This is a genomic window from Streptomyces albus subsp. albus (assembly GCF_000719865.1).
Taxonomy (GTDB): domain Bacteria; phylum Actinomycetota; class Actinomycetes; order Streptomycetales; family Streptomycetaceae; genus Streptomyces; species Streptomyces albus_E.
Genome location: NZ_JOID01000020.1, coordinates 1 through 21,534, shown reverse-complemented (window position 1 = coordinate 21,534; position 21,534 = coordinate 1). Strand labels below are relative to the sequence as shown.

The 21,534-nt window shown below is 73.5% G+C and carries 14 protein-coding genes and 1 pseudogene; 8 read left to right on the top strand and 7 right to left on the bottom strand.

All coding sequences use genetic code 11. From position 1 onward, the window contains the following. Window positions 1-128 precede the first annotated feature (128 nt). Together IF83_RS33820 and IF83_RS0121150 are read right to left on the bottom strand one after the other, a co-directional pair. The gene (locus IF83_RS33820) at window positions 129-446 is read right to left on the bottom strand and encodes a hypothetical protein (protein ID WP_158711085.1); all 318 of its coding nucleotides are present in this window, start codon (window positions 444-446) and stop codon (window positions 129-131) included. 347 nt (window positions 447-793) lie between these two features. Beyond that, window positions 794-2,044 (bottom strand): hypothetical protein, encoded by a 1,251-nt coding sequence (locus tag IF83_RS0121150; RefSeq protein WP_030546455.1) that lies wholly within the window; start codon window positions 2,042-2,044, stop codon window positions 794-796. A gap of 309 nt (window positions 2,045-2,353) precedes the next feature. Between IF83_RS0121150 and IF83_RS0121145 the strand changes: the two genes are divergently transcribed. Then, on the top strand, window positions 2,354-5,293 hold the full coding sequence (locus IF83_RS0121145; RefSeq protein ID WP_158711084.1) for an AfsR/SARP family transcriptional regulator: 2,940 nt from the start codon (window positions 2,354-2,356) through the stop codon (window positions 5,291-5,293). Between the two features lie 499 nt (window positions 5,294-5,792). Further along, a complete protein-coding gene (locus IF83_RS0121140) occupies window positions 5,793-6,158 on the top strand; it encodes a hypothetical protein (RefSeq protein ID WP_030546452.1) in 366 nt (121 codons plus the stop codon). Between the two features lie 269 nt (window positions 6,159-6,427). Here the strand turns inward: IF83_RS0121140 and IF83_RS0121135 are convergent, their stop codons facing one another. Both IF83_RS0121135 and IF83_RS0121130 read right to left on the bottom strand, forming a co-directional pair. Further along, entirely contained in the window at window positions 6,428-7,969 is a 1,542-nt protein-coding gene (locus IF83_RS0121135) for a DEAD/DEAH box helicase (RefSeq protein WP_030546449.1), read from the bottom strand. Window positions 7,970-8,481: 512 nt separating this feature from the next. Beyond that, window positions 8,482-8,685: a cold-shock protein gene (locus IF83_RS0121130; RefSeq protein ID WP_006604579.1), complete on the bottom strand. Its 204-nt coding sequence runs from the start codon at window positions 8,683-8,685 to the stop codon at window positions 8,482-8,484. A 440-nt stretch (window positions 8,686-9,125) separates the two neighbouring features. Between IF83_RS0121130 and IF83_RS0121125 the strand changes: the two genes are divergently transcribed. Beyond that, entirely contained in the window at window positions 9,126-9,437 is a 312-nt protein-coding gene (locus IF83_RS0121125; RefSeq protein ID WP_030546446.1) for a hypothetical protein, read from the top strand. 243 nt (window positions 9,438-9,680) lie between these two features. Beyond that, the gene (locus IF83_RS0121120; protein WP_244177154.1) at window positions 9,681-10,418 is read left to right on the top strand and encodes a GNAT family N-acetyltransferase; all 738 of its coding nucleotides are present in this window, start codon (window positions 9,681-9,683) and stop codon (window positions 10,416-10,418) included. A gap of 260 nt (window positions 10,419-10,678) precedes the next feature. Here IF83_RS0121120 and IF83_RS0121115 read toward each other — a convergent pair whose 3' ends face one another. The 3 genes from IF83_RS0121115 to IF83_RS0121105 form a co-directional block, all read right to left on the bottom strand. Next, entirely contained in the window at window positions 10,679-11,182 is a 504-nt protein-coding gene (locus IF83_RS0121115; protein ID WP_030546441.1) for an ATP-binding protein, read from the bottom strand. 444 nt (window positions 11,183-11,626) lie between these two features. Further along, the gene (locus IF83_RS0121110; RefSeq protein WP_030546439.1) at window positions 11,627-12,394 is read right to left on the bottom strand and encodes an enoyl-CoA hydratase/isomerase family protein; all 768 of its coding nucleotides are present in this window, start codon (window positions 12,392-12,394) and stop codon (window positions 11,627-11,629) included. Window positions 12,395-12,551: 157 nt separating this feature from the next. After that, window positions 12,552-13,841 carry a L,D-transpeptidase gene (locus IF83_RS0121105; RefSeq protein ID WP_078843701.1) on the bottom strand — a complete coding sequence of 430 codons (1,290 nt, stop codon included), beginning with the start codon at window positions 13,839-13,841 and terminating at the stop codon, window positions 12,552-12,554. A 200-nt stretch (window positions 13,842-14,041) separates the two neighbouring features. Here IF83_RS0121105 and glgX point away from each other — a divergent pair, with 200 nt between their 5' ends. From glgX to IF83_RS30495, 4 genes and pseudogenes are all read left to right on the top strand, one after another. Then, window positions 14,042-16,321 carry a glycogen debranching protein GlgX gene (glgX, locus tag IF83_RS0121100; RefSeq protein WP_078843700.1) on the top strand — a complete coding sequence of 760 codons (2,280 nt, stop codon included), beginning with the start codon at window positions 14,042-14,044 and terminating at the stop codon, window positions 16,319-16,321. Window positions 16,322-16,439: 118 nt separating this feature from the next. Then, a complete protein-coding gene (locus tag IF83_RS30500; RefSeq protein WP_078843699.1) occupies window positions 16,440-18,743 on the top strand; it encodes an ABC transporter ATP-binding protein in 2,304 nt (767 codons plus the stop codon). Beyond that, the gene (locus tag IF83_RS0121085) at window positions 18,740-20,725 is read left to right on the top strand and encodes an ABC transporter ATP-binding protein (RefSeq protein ID WP_051723071.1); all 1,986 of its coding nucleotides are present in this window, start codon (window positions 18,740-18,742) and stop codon (window positions 20,723-20,725) included. The genes IF83_RS30500 and IF83_RS0121085 overlap by 4 nt, the downstream gene beginning before the upstream one ends. 470 nt (window positions 20,726-21,195) lie before the next feature. After that, window positions 21,196-21,534, top strand: a pseudogene (locus tag IF83_RS30495) (M4 family metallopeptidase); the annotation flags it as partial.

Here is a 21,534-nt window from a genome sequence, read left to right as displayed (position 1 = left end):
AGGACTGGCCTCCCGAACGAGACCGGCCCGCCCCTCCGCCGGAGAGGGGTGGGCCGATCGGGACGCCGGCCGCCCGGTGCCGGCAGCCGGAACCCCGACCGGCCGGCTCCGGTACCCGGGTCGACCGCTCAGTGGCGGACGAGCCGCAGAGTCTGCCGCCACGCCACAACGCCCGCCGCGCCCAGCGGTGGTGTGGCGAGTTCGGACAGCTGGACGGTCGCCGGGAGCAGGTCCGGCAGCGGTACTCCGGCGGTCAGCCAGGCATGCAGTACGGACCCCCACAGCGGCCGGACCGCCCGCGCCGGACCCGCTGCCGCCACGGAGGCCACGTGCACGCGGATCACGGCCTCTCCGGTACGGAGCAGTACCCGGCCGTCCGCACCGCCGTGTACCAGGACCACGAGGGCGCCCGGATTGCGGCGTCCCAGCAGCTCAGCCCACGCCATGGCACGGCACGGGTCCCACCCGGAGCGGAGCCGCGCCGTGAGTACGTCGGCGAGCCCCGCGAGAGCCGCCGGTCCCGTGCGTCCGGCGCGCCCGGGGACGCCTGTGGGCCGGCCGGTCAGGGAGACCCGCAGATGCCGGTCAGTACCCGCTGCCCTGGGCTCCTGCCCCGTGACGGCGATCCGCTCCACGACTGCCGCGCCGGGTCCCGGGTATGGCTCCTCCCCCAACGGCACGGCGAGGGCGGCCGGGCCGGGGCGTCCGTCGGGAATGAGCAGTGCCAGCAGTCCCTTGCGGCCGGGGGCCGCCGAGGGAAGGCCGCTTGTGACCGCCCCTTGCCGCAGCCGGGTCACAGCGCACCGATCCCGTCGTCGCACTCGCGCACGAGTTCCGGTCTGCGCGCGGTTTGTGTGTCCGGATGGCCCGACGGCGCGCGGAGCCGCAGTTTGCGGTAGAGCAGGGCCCGCATGTGCACTCCGAAGCGCCCGGGCTCCGAGGTGATCCTGCCGGCCACTCGCGCGTAGTCCTCCTGCCGGTATTCCGCGAGGCTCCTCGCCAGTTGCCTGCGCACCGGCTGGGACTGATTGATCCGGTGCGCGAAAAGGCTCAGCTCGGCGACCGGGGAGCCGGGATCGACATCGGCCTCGGGACAGCCGTCCATGAGGACGGGCACTCCGGTCGCGGTGCCGTACAGGGCCATTGACCCGTGGTCGCTGACGATGTAGTCGGCGGCCACCAGCACCCCGGTCCAGTCCGCGTGCTGGCTCACCAGCGCCAGGCCGGCCCGGCGCAGGTCGGCGAGCCAGGTCCGGATCTGCCACTCCCCGTGCGCATTCCAGGCATTGGGGTGCAGCAGCAGCGCCGGCCGGCAGTCGTGCCGGGGCAGTTCCCGCACCAGGCGCTGTATGAGTCTCGGTGACCGGGCCATCAGGGAGTTCGGGCCCCAGGTCGATGAGACGACGACCAGTCGCTGCCGCGACTCCACCCCCATCGCCGTCCGGTACAGAGCCCGCAACGGTGTGCTCGCCTTGATCCGGTCGTAGCAGGGGTCACCCACCACTTCGGCCACGGGCAGTGCCTCCGGGCAGTGCCGGCCCAGGCGCACCAGGTCCTCCCGGTGCGCCAGGACAATCGTGTCGGGCACGACGGCGCCGTCCCGCACCAGCCACTGGCGGCTCAGGCCGTAGACGCCGCGGTCCGCGACGGCGCGTGCGGAGCGGCCGCCCGCGATCAGCTTGTTGTGGCCCGCGCCGTGGGGCAGCACCACCACGGGCGCATGCAGTTCGTGCAGTCCTTCGTGCCCGGAGGCGAGCGCCAGGTTGAAGGCCGTCTGCACTGCCTGCCGCCACGGCAGGACGACGGCCTTGAGCCCGTCGAGGAACTCGGCCACCCCGTTGCTGAACACGTCCGGTGCCATGGTGAAGACGATTTGCACACGCGGGTCCCCCTCCAGCAGGCGGGCGACCTCCAGCAGCCGCTGGCCGGTGGTGACGGTGTGCACCACGATCAGGACCCGCTTGGTGCTTCTCCAGGTGGCCCAGCGCGCCGCGTCCAGGCGCATGGGCACGTGGTGCCACTCGGAATCGGACAGGAAACTCATCTGTTCTCCCCCCGTGAGCCGTCGCCGCCGGGGCCGGGATGCCCGGCGGCGCAACGCACTTGCCGCCGTCCGCGCCTTTGCGGTCGGTGACGGGTGGCTGCCCGGGCCGGTGGACGAATGCCTTGCGGAACGCTTGCGGCACGGCTGCGGTGGCAGGGCTCGTTTCTCCGGAGCGCGAACGCGACCCTCTGCTCCCTTGTGCGCCCTCCCCCTGAACCTGACTCTGTGCAACCGTTTACTCGTGGCGCAAGCCGTCACGTCATGGGGAAGGGACGACGACCGGCTGGGGGGTCGCTCGTGGAGTTCCGCATGCTCGGACCACTCGAACTGTGGCGCGACGGCAAGCGGTTGCCGCTCGGACCGCCCAAGGAGCGCTGTCTTCTGGCCCTGCTGCTGTACGCCGCAGGCCGGCCCGTGCCGGCGGACCGGCTCCTGGACCGGATCTGGGACGGAGAGCCGCCGCCCTCGGGCGCGGCTGCCCTCCAGCCGCTGGTGTCCCGGCTCAGGACACGGCTCCGCCCCGTCCTCGGTGAACGGGCCGAACTCCCCCACCTCTCGCGCACCTACCGGCTGGACGTCCCGGAGGAGTCCGTCGACCTCCACCGTTCACGACGGCTGGAGAGACGGGCCAGGCAGCTGGCCCGGCAGGGGGCCGCCGGGGAGGCGGCCGGCCTGCTCCGCGAGGCCGAGGCCCTGTGGCGGGGTGAGCCCTTCGCCGAGTTCCCCGGCGAGCGGACGGCCTCGCTCCGCCAACGGCTCGGCGAGGAGCACCGCGCCCTCCGGGAATTCCGCATCGGGCTGGAGCTGGACCAAGGCCGTCACCACGAACTCATTGGCGAGCTACGGGAAATGACCGACGAGCACCCGACCTCGGAGGGTGTCCACGGTCAACTCATGCGCGCGCTGTACCGCTGCGGCCGCCACACCGAGGCGCTGGCGGTCTACCACCGCCTGCGGCACCGGCTCCACCGCAAGAGCGGGCTGCCGCCCTTACCGGAGTTGCAGCGCCTGCACCAGCAGATCCTCGAACACGACTCCGCCTCCCTCGCCCCGCCCGCAGCCCCCACGCCCTCCGAACGGGCGGCACCACGGGCAACGGCACCAGCCCCGGTGACAGCGGCACTGCGCTGCCCCGACACCCTGCTCCGCGACATCCCCACCTTCACCGGCCGCCGCGACGAACTCCGCGTACTCCTGGCAGAGAACGATCCGGACACCACGGCGCTCCCCGTGACCGTGGTCCACGGCCTCGCCGGGGTCGGGAAGACCGCGCTGGCCACGCATGCGGCTCACCGGATGAAGGAACGCTATCCGGACGGCCGTTACCACATCGACCTGCGCTCGCACGGACCGCAACCGGCCGGCCTCTCGGAGGTACTGGCGTCCCTGCTGCTGGAGAACGGCATGGACCCGGAGAACCTGGGCGGCGGGCTCGCCGAGCGGGCCGCGCTGTGGCGCAGTCAGATGGCGGACCGCAGGGCGCTCCTGCTGATCGACGACGCCGAGAACTCCGCACAGGTGCGTCCCCTGCTGCCCGGCTCGCCCACCTGCCGTGTCATCGTCACCAGCAGACACCGCCTCACCGATCTGGAAGGTGCGGGCTGGCTGGCGCTCGACGTCCCCACACAGGCCGAGGCGACCGCCCTCTTCGCCCGCGTCACCGGATCGGCCGGGGCCTCGGACAACGACGCCGTGCGCCGGGTCGTGGATCTCTGCGGCCGCCACCCCCTCGCCGTGGGCATGGCCGCCGCCCAGCTCCGCCACCGGGAACCTCTGCAGGCCGAAGACCTCGCGGACCGGCTGGCGGGGACGGATCCGCTGGACGAGACCGACGGCGTCCCGGCGGTGGGGAACGCCTTCCGGATGTCCTACGCGGAACTCGGCTCCACCACCCGGGAGGCCTTCCGCCTCCTGGCCCTGCACCCCGGCCCCGACCTGACCGAGCACGCGGCCGCGGCCGTGTGCGGGGCGGCACCGGCTGCAGTCCGCAGGTGCCTGCGCGAGCTCACCGACTGCCACCTGCTGGAGGAGCCGCTGCCCGACCGCTACCGGTTCCACGACCTCGTACGGAACTTCGCCCGCGGCTTGGGCCGGAGTTCCGACTCCTCCGCCGCCCGGGAGGCGGCACTGCTGCGGCTGCTGGACTACTTCCTGACGGTGGCCGACCGCGCCGACCGTCTCGCCCATCCCGCCCGCCGGAGGATGGACATCCGGCCCGGGAATCCCCCGCCCGCGGTGCCGGCGCTCGCCGACGCCGACGACGGAGGGAGCTGGCTGGACACCGAGCGCGCGAACCTGCTCGCCGCAGCGGACGCCGCGGCCTTGATGCCAACGGCCCACGCCGGGCTGTTCCCGCACGTCCTGGCCAGGGCGTTCGACACCTGGGGCATGTGGAATGTGGCCATCCGGCTGGCGGACGCGGCCCTCGCCACCTGGAGACGGCGGGGTGACGCCGCTGCCGAGGCGCTGTGCCTGGTGGAACAGGCATCCGCCCTGTGGAACCAAGGCCGCCGCGACGACGCGCTGCACCGCGCCGAACAGGCCCTGGCCATGAGCCGGCAAACGGAGGACCGCTGGGTTCTGGCCGAAGCACTCACAACCATGGGCCGCGCCCACCATTTCGCGGGCCGCCGAGAGGAGGGGGACCGCTGCCTTGACGAGGCGCTGGTACTCCACCGGGCCGAGGGCAACCGCAGAGGCGAGGCCGAGTCGCTCAACATCCGCGGGGTCGCGAGGGGTGTGGACGGCCAGCACGCTGCAGCGGTCCGGCACTTCCGAGCGGTACTGGACATCGAGAAGGCGATCGAAAATCGCTACGGCCAGACCAAGGCCCTCAACAACCTCGGCGAAATCCACTACCGCCGAGGCCGCCACGGAGAAGCGCTCGACTACTACCAGCAGGCACTCGCTCTGGCTCGCAGCGCAGGAGGACGGCAGCAACTGGCCAACCTGTATCACAACCTCGGCTGCGTCCATGACGCGCTGGGGGACACCGAGCGCGCCTTCGCGTATCTCTTCAAGGCCCTGCACAGTTGCCGAACGATTCCCGACCCGCGGTGCGAGGCGGAGTACCTGGTCGGACTCGGCAGGGCGTACCGGAACTCAGGACGGCACGAGGAGGCGTTGGCCCACTTCGAGCGAGCGGAACGGCTGGCCCGCGAGACGGGGAATCACGATGGCCTGCGTGCGGCGCTGAACGCGCTCACCGAAGCCCGGACCGCCGCGTCACGTCCAGGGCACCAACACTGAGACGCGGCAGCCACCGGCCCGAGGCGTCACCACATGAAGATGAACGGAACGGCCTGGGCTGCAGTGAACGCAAAAGCAAACATATGGGATCCGTGCTCCGTGCAGATCGGTTCGCGTGACCGATGTCCAGTCCCGCTCGCCGCACCGAGTTTCCGTGGCGGGCACTGGGCACAACGAAGAACATCGGCTCAACACACGTAGGGACAAGGTGGATTCGCCGCTTCCATGGACCAGCGGGAACCGCGGGCTGATCATAGCCCGCCCCTGCCGCTCCCGTACAAAACGCGCTTGTACGTAAAGAATCCCTTGCTCTTCCGCAAGATTTCCGCTAGCAAAACCCAGCCAGCTGGGTCGGAACCTGCAGGGCGGGAGGAATGAGTCCCACGGCCGGTCCGGGAAAGCGGGGAGGCGGCACGGTGCCGCCGGGTAATGCACCGGCTCGCGCCCGGGCCCCCCGCATCGGGCCGTGCTCCCCTCCCGCGCTGTAGAGTCAACGCCTATGTCGAAGCCCGATGATCTGCTGGTTGACATCGCCACCACCGTGGAGTCCGAGCAGAGCAATCAGATGTCACTCACCGTCGTTGTTCCCGGAGCCGTCATCACCGGACGCCTCGCCCCCGAAGCGGTGTGGCGCCAGCGGGTGGCCGAGGTACTGGGAGGCTCGGACCGGCTGTCGCCGTTCTCGGCCATCTTCACCGCGGACGGCGACCGCAAGCGCAGCGAGCCGCCCACCCATCTGCACCTCCATGTCGCCCGGATCCTCCAGGGCAACGTGGGCATTCCCGAGACCGGCGGGATGTACCGGATCGCCATCAAGGACGTGAGCGCCTGGACGGTCGGGGACTTCAGCTACTTCGAGCAGTAGGCCCCGCCCGCCCCCGGCCGCCCGCGTCACCGGTCCCCGCACGGCCCGTGCCCCGGGCGGCCTCCGGGCCGCGTCCGCCCCGCGCCCCCGTGCCCGGGGGTCACAGCCCGGGCACGGCACCGGCAAAGCCATTCGTCACCGCACATACGACAGCCCCGGCAGCGGTCCTTCGCTGCCGGGGCTCCCCGTGTGCCCGGAAGGCACCGTGCGCCGTTGGGACGCCGGTGCCTTGCGGGGACGTCACACGGAACGCCGTGCGGTGCCGGGTGTCACGCGGCGCTGCGGCGGGCCGGCCGCCGGCGGGCCGCGTCGCCGCCCGCCTGCCGGTCCGCGGAGGCCCGGCGCGAGCGGGACGGGCCGCCGCGCCGCCCGCGGCCCGACGAGGCGCCGCGTTCCTGCCGCTCCGCCGCCGGCGTGGTGATGACCACGGGGATGCCCGAGGGTGCCTGCGCGCCGGTGATCCGGGTGAGCTCGGCATCGCCGGAACGCACCTGGGTGGTCTGCGGGGTGATGCCCGCCAGGGTCATCAGCCGGGTCATCTCCCGGCGCTGGTTCGGCAGGACGAGGGTGACGACGCTGCCGGACTCCCCGGCCCGCGCGGTGCGTCCGCCGCGGTGGAGGTAGTCCTTGTGGTCGGTCGGCGGGTCCACGTTGACGACGAGGTCGAGGTTGTCGACGTGGATGCCGCGCGCCGCGACGTTGGTGGCGACCAGCACGGTGACGTGCCCGGTCTTGAACCGTCCGAGCGTCCGGGTGCGCTGCGGCTGCGACTTGCCGCCGTGCAGGGCGGCCGCCCTGACCCCGCTCTTCAGCAGGTGGTCGGTGAGCTTGTCCACGGCGTGCTTGGTGTCCAGGAACATGATCACCCGGCCGTCGCGGGCCGCGATCTCGGTCGTCGTGGCGTACTTGTCGGCGCCGTGGACGTGCAGCAGGTGGTGCTCCATGGTGGTCACGGCACCCTGGGACGGGTCGACCGAGTGCACCACCGGGTCGTTCAGGTAGCGGCGCACCAGCAGATCGACGTTGCGGTCGAGGGTGGCCGAGAAGAGCATCCGCTGGCCGCCGGGCAGCACCTGGTCGAGCAGCGCGGTGACCTGCGGCATGAAGCCCATGTCGGCCATCTGGTCGGCCTCGTCCAGCACGGTGATGCCGACCTGGTCCAGCCGGCACTCGCCGCGGTCGATGAGGTCCTTGAGCCGCCCCGGGGTCGCGACGACCACCTCGGTGCCGCCGCGCAGCGCGGACGCCTGGCGTCCGATCGACATACCGCCGACGACGGTGGTGAGCCGCAGCGAGAGGGCCCGGGCGTACGGGGTCAGGGCGTCGGTCACCTGCTGGGCGAGTTCCCGGGTGGGGACGAGGACGAGCGCCAGCGGGCGGCGCGGCTCGGCGCGGCGGCCGACGGCGGCGGTCCGCGTGAGCAGGGCCAGGCCGAAGGCGAGGGTCTTGCCGGAGCCGGTGCGTCCGCGGCCGAGGACGTCGCGTCCGGCCAGGGAGTTCGGCAGGGTCGCGGCCTGGATGGGGAACGGCTGCACCATCCCGAGGCCGGTGAGCGTCTTCAGCACCCCGTCCGGGAGGCCGAGGGCGGCGAAGTCCTCGACGGGCGGAAGCGCCGGGGTGACGGTGACCGGCAGGGCGAACTCTCCCTGCGGGCCGGCGGGGCGGCGGCCGTAGCCGCCGGAACCACCCGGACGGCCGCCGCCCGAACGGCGCGGGCCCTGCCCGCCGGAGCGTCCGCCGCCGTACGGGGCGGAGCCGCCGCCGGTGCGCGGGCGGGAGTAGCGGTCCTGGGTGCGAGCTGTGCGGTTCACGGGAACCTCCTCGACGGGGCACGTATCGAGGAAATCCCGGCAATGGCGGTGAGCCGCACGGGGAATCGCAAGAACGAGCCGTTGAAATACGGAATAACGGCCGGGCCGGGGATATTCCGGCCGGCGCGCTGAAACAGCCGGCGGTATCCGGAACATGACGGCCGGACGGCCGGAAGGTGAAGAAACGGGTGAACGGCGTACGGATCGGCGTACGCGATGCCGCCGGCGCGCGGTGACGAAACACCCTGCCGGCACACCGTGCGATGGCGGAGGAATCCGCGGGGATTCATCCGGTGATACGAGCCGCCGCCTCGCGGCCCGGCCGCCGCCCCCGGGGGGGCGGTCCGGCGGTCGCCGGCCGTCCGGAATCCTGGGCGCGGCGCGCCCTGCCGGCGGGCGGCGGTGTGTGCGGACGGCCCCGGCGGCGGCCGGGCCCGCACGGCAAAACGAGCCACGGCCCGCACCCGGAGGTGCGGGCCGCAGCTCGTCGTCGTGCCGCGCCGGTGTCAGCGTCAGGCGGGAACGATGTTCTCCGCCTGCGGGCCCTTCTGGCCCTGCGTGACGTCGAAGCTCACCTTCTGGCCTTCCTGAAGCTCACGGAAGCCCTGGGCGGCGATGTTCGAGTAGTGGGCGAAGACGTCGGCGCCGCCGCCGTCCTGCTCAATGAAGCCGAAGCCCTTTTCCGAGTTGAACCACTTCACGGTGCCAGTAGCCATAATTTTTTCTCCATTCGGGGCAGTGCCCGGAGGTCCACACTGCGTGAGCCTCCGCGTCGCCGCAATGATTGCCCCGTCCGGAAAACCTCTCCGGAAATACAAAAGTGCTCCCGGGCCGGAGCCGGCGGGGGCACTTGAAGTCTCTGGGAACCACAACTGCAACTGAGATCGACAGTAGCACGGATACGGCGGCTGTGAAGCCCGGAGCAACGGCCGTCACACCGTCCCGAATAAATCCCCGCCCGCAATACCGAAAATTCTTCAGGCGCGGTGGGAGATTTCCTCTCCCGGTGGGACGGCCTCCGGGCGGGCGAACGGGCCCGGCCCGCGGGAACCGCCCGGGCCCGGCCACCGACGGGGCCACCGCCGGGGCCACTGCCGGGACGACCGCCGGGCCACCGCCGGGGCCGGCTGTCGGCGCCACCGCTTAGGGTCGCGGCATGGGTTACGCAGACCTGCGCGAGCTCCGTACCGCGCTCAGCACCGCACAGGACATCGCCTTCGGCCTGGACCCGTCGGCGCCCTCCGCCCAGCAGGCGGAGGAGCTCGTCGACGCGCTGCGCCGGGCCCTGGCCTCCGCCACGGCTCTCATCTCCGAGCACGGGGCCACCGGGTGCGCCCAGCATCCGCGCGGTGCCGTGGACCCGCTGTACGGCGACGCGGAGGATCCACTCCCGCCCGGCTACGGCAAGTGCCTGCTCTGCAACGACCGCCGCCGCCGCGCCGGCACGCAGCACCGCGGCCGCCGCTGAACCACACCCCGGCGGCTCCGGCCGCCGGTGCCGCCCGGCCGCCTCCGCCGCGCGGGCGCACGGGCGCCGGTGCCCCCGGCCCCGCCCCCGGCCACCACCTCCCGCCGGCTCCCCGTCGCCCTCTCGTAGGCTGGACCGCCCGGGAGACCCCCGGAGGAAGAAGAGAGCGCCTTGACCGAGACAGACGCGGGGACGGGCCCCGGGACGGCGGGCGCCGCCGCCGGCCGCACGCGCTTCGCCGCCCTGCTGGACGACGCGGCACGGGGCGTGTTCCCGCCCGCGGACGGCTCCGTGACCGTCCTGCCGCAGCCGAACCCCCGGGACGCGGGCGTGCTGGCCCTCACCGCGCACGCCGTGATCTTCACCGACGAGGAGCCGGAGTGGGTCCGCGAGCGGCTGGCGGCCGTGGAGAGCGATCCTCTCGCCGCCCCGCTCTCCGCACCGTTCCTCGCCGATCTCATGGCCCGCACCGGGCGGCTGGTGAACAACGTCGACTTCGTCACCGTGGCGGCGCCGCTGCCGGGCCCGCCGGAGCTCGCGCTGACCGAGATCGCCGACCGGGACCACCCCCGGGTGCGGCGGGCCCTCGCCTACCGCGACGCGGTGCGGGTCTGGGCCGCCGACGGCGGGGTGCTCGTCCTCGGCCGGGGAGTCGCGGGCCGCTGGGAGGCGGCCGTCGAGGTGGACGGCACGGCCCGCCGCCGAGGTCTCGGCCGGGCCCTCGCCACCGCGGCGCGGCATCTCGTCCCGGACGGCGCTCCCGTCTGGGCGCAGCAGGCGCCCGGCAACGCCGCGAGCGTGCGGGCGTTCCAGGCGGCGGGCTTCCGGCCGGTGGGCGCGGAGGCCCTGCTCGTGGCCCGCGCTCCGGCCGCACCGGCCCGTCCCGGCCGGGCATCCGCTCCGGCTCACGTCCCCCTTCCGGGCCCCGCCCCGGCCGGGACCGCGGCCGCGTCCCGGGATCAGTGGCGCACTTCACCTTGATTCCCGGACCGTCCTGCGGACTTCACTCCGCTCCGCCGCGTTTGTCTCTTTGGACGCCGGTCACCCCGTCTGCCATAGTCGGCACAGCGATCCCTTGACCCGGGCCATCGCACCGAAGTGCCGTGGGGACACACCCCCCTTGGCCCCACGGCGGCTCACATCCCGGCACAGCGCATCCGGACAGGCCCCACGCCCGCCCCGTCGACCGCGGGACGGCTGGGGCCTCTTCGCGTCACCGGCCCGGCCCCGCCCCGTCTCCGTCAGCGCTCGGGGATCCGCATCTCGAACCAGGTCGTCTTGCCCAGTGGCCACAGGTCCACTCCCCAGCGGTCGGAGAGGGTGTCGACCAGGAACAGTCCCCGCCCGCTGACGTCCATCTCCCGTACGGGCATCAGGCACGGCAACCCCCGTGAGGGATCGCGGAGTTCGACCCTGGTCCAGCCCCGCCGACAGTGCATCCGCAGTCCGAACGTCAGAGCGCCGGTGTGCCGTACGGCGTTGCCGACCAGTTCCGAGACGAGCAGCACCACGTTCTCCGCGAACCACGGGGGAAGCCCCCACTGCCACACCACGACGCAGTGGGCCAGCCGGCGGGCCTCCCCGGCCGATTCGGGGCGGGAGAGGAAGACCACCTCGTCCACCGTGGGATCGCCGAGGACCCGGAGCGCTTCGAGCGCCGCCTCCTCAGCGGAGGACGGCGCTCGGCGTGCCGCGGCGGCCGTGCCCGCGTGCCGCGACCGCTCCCCGTTCTCCAGGCCCGCCATGCCCCACATGATTGGGCACCGGAGGGCGGTTACGGACTGGTAGCGGCGGATTGCACCGCGTCGGCCCCGCGCCTCCCGCCCGTCTACGCGAGCCGGGGGACGGGACGCGGCCCCGGCATACCGAACTCGTCGTACCGAACCGACCGCACGGAGCCCGCCGCGCGCAGCCCTCCGCCGGGCGCGCTCGGACGAGATCCGCCGCGTTCCCCGGCCGCAGGGAACCGGCGCGCCGGCCGTTCACCCGCCGGCCTCCCGGGAACCCTGCGAACGCAGGGACCCGGAGGGCTCGGACGTACGGCCGGGAACAGACGGAGCCAGGTCTCCCCCGCCCCGGCGGCGGAGGGGGCCGGAGCCTGCCCTCCCGGCCCGGACGGTACTTTCCCCCTTCGCCCGGTCCCGGATCCCCCCGGGCTCCGGGAGCCGCTGCGGGCACCGGCGCGGGGGTCAGGCGAACTTCGCCTTGCCCGGGCCGTCCTCCACGAAGCTGCGCATGCCGGTCTCGCGGTCCTCGGTGGCGAACAGCCCGGCGAACCAGTTGCGTTCGATGGCCAGGCCGGTGTCCAGGTCCGTCTCCAGACCGGCGTCCACGGATTCCTTGGCGGCGCGCAGCGCGATGGCCGGGCCCTTGGCGAGCTTCGCGGCCCAGGCGTGCGCGGCCTCGTAGACCTCGGCGGCCGGGACGACCTTGTCGACCAGGCCGATGGCGAGGGCCTCGTCGGCCTTCACCTGGCGGCCGGTGAAGATGAGGTCCTTGGCCCGGGACGGGCCGACGAGCCGGGCGAGCCGCTGGGTGCCGCCCGCGCCCGGGATGAGTCCGAGCAGGATCTCGGGCTGGCCGAGCTTGGCGTTGTCGGCGGCGATCCGGATGTCGGCGCAGAGCGCCAGTTCGCAGCCGCCGCCCAGGGCGTAACCGGTGACGGCGGCGACGACGGGCTTGGGGATGCGGGCGATCGCGGTGAAGGAGTCCTGCAGCGCCTTGGAGCGCTTGACCATGGCCGCGTGGTCCATGACCCGCATCTCCTTGATGTCCGCGCCGGCCGCGAACACCTTCTCGCCGCCCCAGATCACGACGGCCCGTACGTCGTCGCGGTCGGTGAGCTCCGCGGCCAGCTCTCGCAGCCGGTCCTGGGTGGCGATGTCCAGGGCGTTCATCGGCGGGCGGTCCAGGCGGACGGTGGCGACGCCCTCGGCGACCTCAAGGTTCACAGTCATGCCCGCAGGTTAGCGGCCGTTCACGGCGGAGGGCCCGGTGCGCTTGGTCACAGCGGCGGGATCCGCCGTCGCGACCGTGCCCGCACCGGGCCCCGTGCCGTTCACCGTCCGCCGGTCACTGACCGGCGGTCACTGCCCGGCGGTCACTGCCCGGCGGTCACTGCGGCGCCTTCCACTCGTCCCAGTCCATGTTCCAGCCGTTGAGGCCGTTGTCCGGCTGGATCTGCTTGTCCTGGGAGTTCTTCACGATCACGACGTCGCCGAGGAGCGAGTTGTCGAAGAACCAGGCCGCGGGGGTGGACTTGACGCCGCCGCCGCGGGCGTCGAAGAGGCCGACGCAGCCGTGGCTGACGTTGGCCGAGCCGAACGTGCCCTGGCCGGCCCAGTAGTTGCCGTGGATGAAGGTGCCCGAGGTGGAGAGGCGCATCGCGTGGGAGACGTCCTCGATGTCGTATTCGCCGCCGAAGCCGACCGTGGCGCCGTCCATGCGCGTCATCTTGTGCTTCTCGCTGATCACCATCTGCCCGTTGTAGGTGGGCGTGGCGGGGGCGCCGGCCGTGATCGGCAGGGTCTTGATCACCTTGCCGTCCCGCTTGACCGTCATCTTCTTGGTCTTGACGTCCACGACACTCACCTGGCCGCGGCCGACGGTGAACTTCACGGTCTTGGACTGCTCGCCGTAGACCCCGGGGCGGCCCTCGACGCCGTCCAGGTTGAGCTTGAGCGTCACCTTCGTGCCCTTGGCCCAGTACTTCTCCGGCCGGAAGTCCAGCCGGTCGTTGCCGAACCAGTGGCCCTCGATCGGTACGGACGGGCTGGCCTCGACCTCGATGGCCCGCTCGACGGCGGCCGGGTCGGTGATGCCGCGGTTGAAGCGGATCGACACCGGCATCCCGATGCCGACCGTGGAGCCGTTCTCCGGCGTGAAGTAGCCGATGAAGGTGTTCTCCGGCACGAAGGTCGTGAAACTCGCGTGCTCGGCGGCCTCGCGGCCCTCGGAGTCCTCGGCCACCGCGTCAACGCTGTACTCGGTGGCGGAGCCCAGGTGGCCGGTCGGCTTCCAGACGCCGCCGTCCTCGCTCACCTTGCCGGCGACCTTGTTCCCCTTGTCGTCCTTGACCGTGACGGAGGTCAGCTTCCCCTTCTCCGCGGTCACCTTGAGCACGCCGTGGGTCACCACGTCGTCGGCGCCGTCCTTGGGCGTGATCTTCACTACGGCTCGTGAGGGCTTGGTGTCCACCGAACCGGGCTTGCCGTCCTGGCCGCCGTCCGCCTTCTTGTCCTCGCCGCACGCACTGACCGCCAGGACCAGCAGGCCGGCCGCCAGGACCCCCGATATCCGCCGAGTCTTCACTGTTGTCTCCCCTCGCGCGGCCGTCCCCCCATGGACCGGACCGCATCCCCCGCGCGCGATGTACCGGCGCGCATGCCGATTAGAAAACCACATGAAGGGCCCCTGCGGTCCGTCCCGCCGTGTCACGGATCCGTCCCAAAGAGCGAGATGAGCCGGGTACGTGAGGGCTGCCCGCCGAGCGGGCAGACATGCACGGAAGGGCCACGGCGCCCGGGGCGCGGAAGGGACGCCGCGCGCACCGTCACGCCGTGTCCCGCCAGCGCCCTCCCTCCCGCCGCGCCGCGGCGGGAGGCATGCCGCGAGCCGCCGGAGGCCACCACGTGTCGAGCGCAGCCGAGGAGCGCGAGGAGCGCCGGACCGGACGGGAGGAGGGCTCGGCGCCGCCGGTGTGGCCGGGCCGCCCCGCGCCGCTGGGCGCGCGGTTCCACACCGGGCCGGGCGGTGTCCCGGGCACCAACTTCGCGCTCTGGGCCGGGGGCGCGGAGGCCGTGGACGTCTGCCTGTTCGACGACGACGGGCGGGAGGCCCGGCATCCGCTGACCGAGCTGACCCACGAGATCTGGCACGGCTTCCTCCCCGGCGTGCGGCCCGGACAGCGGTACGGCTTCCGGGTGCACGGCCGCTGGGACCCGTGGACGGGGGCCCGCTGGAATCCGGCCAAGCTGCTGCTCGACCCCTACGCCCGCGCGGTGGACGGGGAGTTCGGCCCACCGGGCGGCGGCGGTGGCGGCCGGATGCCGGCCGCCGTCCACGGACATGTACGCGACTGGCCGGAGCAGCACGTGGCGGACACCGTGCGCGACGACCGCGACTCCGCCCCGTACGTCCCCAAGGGGGTGGTCGTCGCCGACGAGGCGCCCGGTGACGAGTGGGCCGACGACCGCCGCCCGAAGACCCCCTGGGCCGACTCGGTCATCTACGAGCTGCACGTCCGCGGTTTCACCATGCGGCATCCCGGGGTGCCCGAACACCTGCGCGGCACCTACGCCGGGCTGGCCCACCCGGCGGCCATCGGGCATCTGACCGGGCTCGGGGTGACGGCCGTCGAGCTGCTGCCCGTGCACCAGTTCGCCCACGAGGACCATCTGCTCCGCCGCGGCCTGCGCAACCACTGGGGCTACAACTCCATCGGCTACTTCGCGCCGCACGCCGCGTACGCCGCCTCCGGCACCCGCGGCGAGCAGGTCGGCGAGTTCCGGCGGATGGTCCGCGCCCTGCACGCCGCCGGTATCGAGGTGATCCTCGACGTCGTCTACAACCACACCGCCGAGGGCGGCGAGCTCGGCCCGACTCTCTCGCTGCGCGGCATCGACAACCGCGGCTACTACCGCCTCCAGCACGACCCGCGCCGCTACGCCGACTACACGGGCTGCGGCAACACCCTCCACGTCGTCCAGCCCCAGGTGCTCCGCCTGATCACCGACTCCCTGCGCTACTGGGTGACCGAGATGGGGGTGGACGGCTTCCGCTTCGACCTCGCCGCCGCCCTCGCCCGCTCCCTGCACGACGTCGACATGCTCTCGCCGTTCCTGGCCGTCATCGCCCAGGATCCGGTGCTGCGCCGCGTCAAGCTCATCGCCGAGCCCTGGGACGTCGGCGCCGGCGGCTACCAGGTCGGCGCGTTCCCGCCGCTGTGGACGGAGTGGAACGACCGCTACCGCGACACCGTGCGCGACTACTGGCGCGGCGCGCTGCCCGCTCTCCGCGACCTCGGCTACCGGCTCTCCGGCTCCAGCGACCTCTACGCCTGGGGCGGCCGGCGCCCGTACGCCTCCGTCAACTTCGTCACCGCGCACGACGGGTTCACGCTGCGCGACCTCGTCAGCTACGAGCGGAAGCACAACGAGGCCAACGGCGAGGACAACCGCGACGGCACCGACGACAACCGCTCCTGGAACTGCGGCGCCGAGGGCGAGACCGGCGACCCCGCCGTCACCGCGCTCCGCCGCCGGCAGCTGCGCAACCTGATGACCACGCTGCTGCTCTCCACCGGGGTGCCGATGCTGGTCGCCGGTGACGAGATGGGCCGCACCCAGGGCGGCAACAACAACGCCTACTGCCAGGACAACGCGACCGGCTGGGTCGACTGGTCGCTCCGGGACGCCCCGGAGTGGCGGGAACTGCTCGCGCTCACCGCGCGGTTGACGGCGCTGCGCCGGGCCCATCCCGTGCTGCGCCGCCGGGCCTTCTTCTCCGGACGCCCGCAGGGGCCCGACGGGCTGCGCGACCTCGCGTGGTTCACCCCGGAGGGCCGCGAGATGACCGAGGCCGACTGGCACGCGCCCGCCGCCACCCTCGGGATGTACCTCTCCGGCCGCGACATCCCGGGCCGGGACGAGCGCGGCGGCCCGGTGACGGACGACAGCTTCCTGGCCGTCCTGCACGCCCACCACGAGCCGCTGCCCTGCACCCTGCCCGGCCCGCCCTGGGCGGAGCGGTACGAGCTGCTGGTGGACACCTCCCGCGAGGACCAGACCCGGCCGCCGGGCACCCGCCACCCGGCCGGTACGGAGCTGACGCTGCCGCCGCGCTCCGTCCAGCTGTTCAGGGTCGTGCACGACTCCGGGAGCTGACGGGCCGGCGGCCCGGGCCGCCGCGTCGCCGCCGCCTCGTCACCGGCCCGCCGGAAGCTTTGGCCATGACCGAAAACGGGATGAGACCTGTCAGTGACCCGCCGTAGGCTCCTCGGTGATGTCTCCTCCCACCGACTCCGCCGCAGCCCCCACCGCCCCCGCGGCCCCGGCCGCTCCGACGGAACCGCAGACTCCGGAGAACGGCCCGGAGGCCGCGGAGCACGCCGGGGAGCCACCCGCCCCGCGCAAGTCCACCGTGCGCACCCTGCTGCGGCTGTGGCCGTACGTCCGCCCGGTGCGGGCGCGGCTGTTCACGGCCGCCGGGGTCGCCGTCACCGCCTCCTGTCTGGGGCTGGTCATCCCGCTCGTCCTCAAGTGGATGGTGGACGGGCCGGTCGCCGCCGGGGATCCGGGCGGCGTCTGGCTCGGCGGCGCGCTGCTGCTTCTCCTGGGCGTCGCCGAGGCCGGGTTGTTCGGGCTGCGGCGCTGGCTGGTGGCCCGCCCGCTGGCCGGGGTGGAGGCGGCCATGCGGGCGAACCTCTACAGCCTCCTGCAGCGGCTGCCGGTCGCCTTCCACGACCGCTGGCCCTCCGGCCAGCTGCTGTCCCGCGCCACCACGGACCTGCAGCTCCTGCGCATGTTCCTGGCCTTCCCGCTGACCTTCCTGCTGGTCAACTCGGTGACCATCCTGGTCGGCTGCGCGATCCTGCTGAGCCAGGAGTGGACGCTCGGGCTGGTGCTGCTCGCGCCCGTCCTGCCGCTGGTGGTGCTGTGTTCGCTGTTCGAGGCCCGGTACTCCCTCGCTGCCCGCACCGCCCGCGACCAGGTGGGTGATCTGACGACCGTCGTGGAGGAGGGCGTCCTCGGCATCCGCGTCATCAAGGGCTTCGGACGGCATCGCAGCCAGGCCCGCGCCTTCCGCGCGCTGAGCCGGGAGCTGCGCGGCACCGAGCTGTACAAGGCACGGCTGCTCGCCGGACTGCTCGCCGTGATCGTGACGCTGCCCGAACTGGCGCTCGGGACGGCCCTCGTGCTGGGCACCCTGCAGGTGTCGGAGGGCACGCTGTCGGCGGGCACGCTGGTGGCCTTCCTGTCGACGGCCCTCGCGCTGCGCTGGCCGGTGGAGTCCATCGGCTTCCTGCTGGCGATGAGCCAGGACTCCGCGACGGCAACGGAACGCCACTTCGAGGTGGTGGACACCCCGCTCCCGGGGGACACCGCCGGCCCGGAGGCGGCGGCGGTGGCGGGCTCCGCCGGCCGCCCCGGGCACGGACCCGTGCCCGGCCCGGGGGAGTCCTCGGCGGCCGGGGAGGCCGCACCGGCCGGGAAGGCCGGGCCGTCCGGGAAGGCCGGGCCGTCCGGGAAGGCCGGGCCGTCCGGTGCGGCCCGCGCGGCGGAGAGCCCGCCGGCCGCTCCCGGCCACCCCCGGGCCACCGTCCGCCAGGAGCGGGAGCAGCGGCCCCGGGCCGGAGCCCCGGCCCCGTCACCGTCGCCCTCCCCGGCACCGGCCCCGACACCGGCACCAGCCCCGGCACCGGTCGGGACCGCCGAGGGCGGACTGCGGTTCGAGGGTGTCGAGTTCCGCTATCCCGACGCCCCGCCCGGCACCCCGGCCACCCTCCGCGGAGTCGATCTGCACATCCGCCCCGGTGAGACCCTGGCCCTGGTCGGGGCCACCGGCAGCGGCAAGACGACGCTCACCGCCCTCGTCCCCCGCCTCTACGAGGTGACCGGCGGCCGGATCACCCTGGACGGCACGGACATCACCCGGCTGCCGAGGACCCGGCTGCGGGAGCTGATCGCCGTCGCCTTCGAGGACCCGACCCTCTTCTCGGCGACCGTCGGCGAGAACGTCCTGATGGGCGCGGACGGTGCCGGGGAGGAGGAGCTGAACCGCGCCTTGGCGGTCGCGCAGGCGGAGTTCGCGCACGCCCTGCCGCACGGGGTCCGCACCGAGGTCGGCGAGCAGGGGCTGAGCCTCTCCGGCGGTCAGCGGCAGCGGCTCGCGCTGGCCAGGGCCGTCGTCGGCAGTCCCCGCTTCCTGGTGCTGGACGACCCGCTGTCCGCCCTCGACGTGCACACCGAGGCGCTGGTCGAGGCGGCGCTGCGGCGCATCCTCTCCGGCACGACGGCGCTGGTCGTCGCCCACCGCCCGTCGACCGTCCTGCTCGCCGACCGGGTCGCCCTGCTGTCCGGCGGGCGGATCACCGCCGTCGGCACCCACCAGGAACTGCTGCGCGGCGATCCGGAGTACCGCACCCTGATGTCCGGCGACCCGGCCGGCGACCCGCCGGACCGCGCGCCCGGCAACAGCTCTCCGCACGGCGGTGCGCCGGGCTCCGGTACCGAAGGCGGCCCGGCCGGCACCGCTTTCCCGACCCACCGCGGCCCCGCCGGGGCGGATGGAGGTTCCCACCGATGACCGCCCCGGCCTCCGAACGCACCGACGGTGATCCCGAACGGTCCGGCGACGGCCGGTCCGCGACCGCCGCTCCCCCCGCCCCGGTCACCGGCACCGCCGCCACCGGCGCCCCGGCCGCCACGCCTCCGGACTCCTCCCGAGCGGCGGCGTCCGGCACACCCGGTACCGCCGCCCCGGAGGCCCCCGAGGCTCCCGACTCGTTCGACCGCGACACCCTGCCCGCCCCCCGGGGCGCCGCCCGGGCGCTGCTCCGCTCGCTGCTGCGTCCCAGCCACCGCCGGGTGGCCGTCGCGGCCGTCCTCCTGCTGCTCAAGGAGGCGGCGGTCCAAGCGGGCCCGCTGCTCGTCGCGTTCGCCATCGACCGCGCCGTTCCCGCCCTCCGCTCCGACGACTACGGCCCGCTGACGGCCGTGGCGGTGGCCTATCTGGTCTGCTCCCTCGTCTCCGGCGGCTTCCAGTACGCCTACGTCCTGCTCGCCGCCCGGATCAGCCAGGACGTGCTGCTCGATCTCCGCGGCCGGATCTTCCGGCACGCGCAGGCGCTGAGCCTCGACTTCCACGAGCGCTACACCTCCGGCCGCCTCATCTCCCGGGCCACCACGGATGTGGAGTCCCTGCGCGAGCTGCTGAACGAGGGGCTGGAGGAGCTGCTGAGCGTCGCCCTCTCGGTGGTCTACATCTCCGCGCTGCTGCTCTATCTGGACGTGGGCCTGGGCGCCGCGGCGGTGCTCTCCTTCGGTCCGCTGTATCTGCTGATCCGCCGCTTCCGGCGCCGTTCGGAGGTGGTGTACGGCAAGCGCTCGACGGCGATCGCGCGCGTCATCGTGAAGTTCGCGGAGACGATGAACGGGATCCGCCCGGTGCAGGCGTTCCGCCGCGAGGCCGCCAACGACCGGGAGTTCCGCGGCCTCAACCACCGGCACGAGCGGGTCAACGGCGACGCGATCCTGGAGATGGCCCGCTATGTGGTCTCCTCCCGGCTGGTCGCCAACACGGTGGTGGCCGCGATCGTGCTCTGGGGCGCCCATCGCGTCGCGTCCGGTGGTCTGGCGCTCGGCGTCCTCGCCGCCGCCGTGCTCTATCTGCGGCGGCTCTACGATCCGATCGACCGGCTCGGGATGTTCCTCAACTCCTACCAGTCGGCGGCGGCTTCGCTGGAGAAGATCGCGGGTCTGCTGGCCCAGCGCCCCACCGTCCCGGAGCCGGCCGAGCCCCGGCCACTGCCCGCGCGGCCGGCGGGCCGGCCGGGGCGGGAGGTCGTCTTCGACGGGGTGCGCTTCGCGTACCGCACCGGCGGCGAGGTGCTGCCGCGCTTCGACCTCACCCTGGCGGCGGGCAGCACGACCGCCGTGGTCGGCGCCACCGGCGCGGGAAAGTCCACGCTCGCCAAGCTGCTCGCCCGCTTCTACGACCCCACCGACGGGCGCGTCCTGCTCGACGGTGTCGATCTGCGGGATCTCGGCGGGGCGGAGCTGCGGCGCGGTGTGGTGATGGTGACCCAGGAGGCGTTCCTGTTCTCCGGCACCGTGGCCGAGAACATCGCGATCGGCCGCCCCGACGCGAGCCGCGCGGAGGTGGAGCGGGCGGCGCGCGCCATCGGCGCCCACGAGTTCATCGCCGCGCTGCCGGAGGGCTACGACACGGACGTCCGCAAACGCGGTGGCCGGATCTCGGCGGGCCAGCGGCAGTTGGTGGCCTTCGCCCGCGCGCTGCTGGCCGACCCGGCGGTGCTGATCCTGGACGAGGCGACGTCCTCGCTCGACATCCCCGGGGAGCGGGCGGTGCAGCGCGCCATGGACACGGTGCTCCGGGGCCGTACGGCGGTGGTGATCGCGCACCGGCTGTCCACGGTGGAGATCGCGGACCGGGTGCTCGTCATGGCCGGCGGCCGGATCGTGGAGGACGGCACCCCGGACGGGCTCATCGGTGGCGAGGGACGGTTCGCGGAGCTGCACCGGGCGTGGCTGGAAAGCCTCGCCTGAGACGGGGCCGCGGCATATCAGGCGACGCTTTTCGGCCACGACGGCCGGTCCCGGCCGCCGAGCCGGCGGCGGCCCCGCCGGCCGTTCCGCGGGTCGCGATCCGCCCGCGGGGCGCTGCCCGTTGCCTGTCGGTTTCTCGCCGGTTTCCCGTCGGTTTGCCATCCCGTCGACACGTTTCCGGCCGACTCCCGTCCGCTTTCCGTCCGGACCTGCCTCGGTTCGATCAACTGTCCGCTATCCGGCAGTCGTTCTTTCGCTCACCGGACACATTCCGGCCAAGTTGTTGACGCGGCCCTGACAGCAAGCCCGTCGGCTGAGACGCTGTGACCGGCCGATCGGCCCGCCCCCCACACCGTCTCGGCAGTGCGCACTGCCGCGCACTGCCGTGCTCCACCGGCCGGCCCACCCAGCCGCGCCGGATCTCCCGGCCGTACACCCACCCAGTGGCGGCCGCAGCCGAAGGAGTCCGTGTGAGACCCACCCCCCGTTCCGCACGCCGCAGATCCGCGGCCTGCGCCCTGATCACCACGGCCGCGATGCTCGCCGTCGGCGTGCAGACCTCCCCCGCGTCCGCCGCACCGCCCCGTCCCGACCAGGACGCCCTGCCCGTCTCCCTCTCCCCCGCCGAGCGGGCGGACCTGCTCAAGGACGCCGAAGCCGGCGCGGCGGAGACCGCCGACGCGCTGAAGCTCGGCGGCAAGGAGAAACTGCTGGTCCGCGACGTCGTCCAGGACCGGGACGGCACCACCCACACCCGCTACGAACGCACCTACGCCGGACTCCCCGTCCTCGGCGGCGACCTCGTCGTC

What these genes read in the sequence shown, in the direction of transcription:
- IF83_RS0121145 (WP_158711084.1), top strand. Translation starts at nt 2,354, where the DNA reads ATGCTCGGACCACTCGAACTGTGGCGCGACGGCAAGCGGTTGCCGCTC.
- IF83_RS0121150 (WP_030546455.1), bottom strand. Translation starts at nt 2,044, where the DNA reads ATGAGTTTCCTGTCCGATTCCGAGTGGCACCACGTGCCCATGCGCCTG.
- IF83_RS0121085 (WP_051723071.1), top strand. Translation starts at nt 18,740, where the DNA reads ATGACCGCCCCGGCCTCCGAACGCACCGACGGTGATCCCGAACGGTCC.
- IF83_RS30500 (WP_078843699.1), top strand. Translation starts at nt 16,440, where the DNA reads ATGTCTCCTCCCACCGACTCCGCCGCAGCCCCCACCGCCCCCGCGGCC.
- IF83_RS0121140 (WP_030546452.1), top strand. Translation starts at nt 5,793, where the DNA reads ATGTCGAAGCCCGATGATCTGCTGGTTGACATCGCCACCACCGTGGAG.
- IF83_RS0121125 (WP_030546446.1), top strand. Translation starts at nt 9,126, where the DNA reads ATGGGTTACGCAGACCTGCGCGAGCTCCGTACCGCGCTCAGCACCGCA.
- IF83_RS0121115 (WP_030546441.1), bottom strand. Translation starts at nt 11,182, where the DNA reads ATGGCGGGCCTGGAGAACGGGGAGCGGTCGCGGCACGCGGGCACGGCC.
- glgX (WP_078843700.1), top strand. Translation starts at nt 14,042, where the DNA reads ATGCCGCGAGCCGCCGGAGGCCACCACGTGTCGAGCGCAGCCGAGGAG.
- IF83_RS0121105 (WP_078843701.1), bottom strand. Translation starts at nt 13,841, where the DNA reads ATGTGGTTTTCTAATCGGCATGCGCGCCGGTACATCGCGCGCGGGGGA.
- IF83_RS0121130 (WP_006604579.1), bottom strand. Translation starts at nt 8,685, where the DNA reads ATGGCTACTGGCACCGTGAAGTGGTTCAACTCGGAAAAGGGCTTCGGC.
- IF83_RS0121110 (WP_030546439.1), bottom strand. Translation starts at nt 12,394, where the DNA reads ATGACTGTGAACCTTGAGGTCGCCGAGGGCGTCGCCACCGTCCGCCTG.
- IF83_RS33820 (WP_158711085.1), bottom strand. Translation starts at nt 446, where the DNA reads ATGGCGTGGGCTGAGCTGCTGGGACGCCGCAATCCGGGCGCCCTCGTG.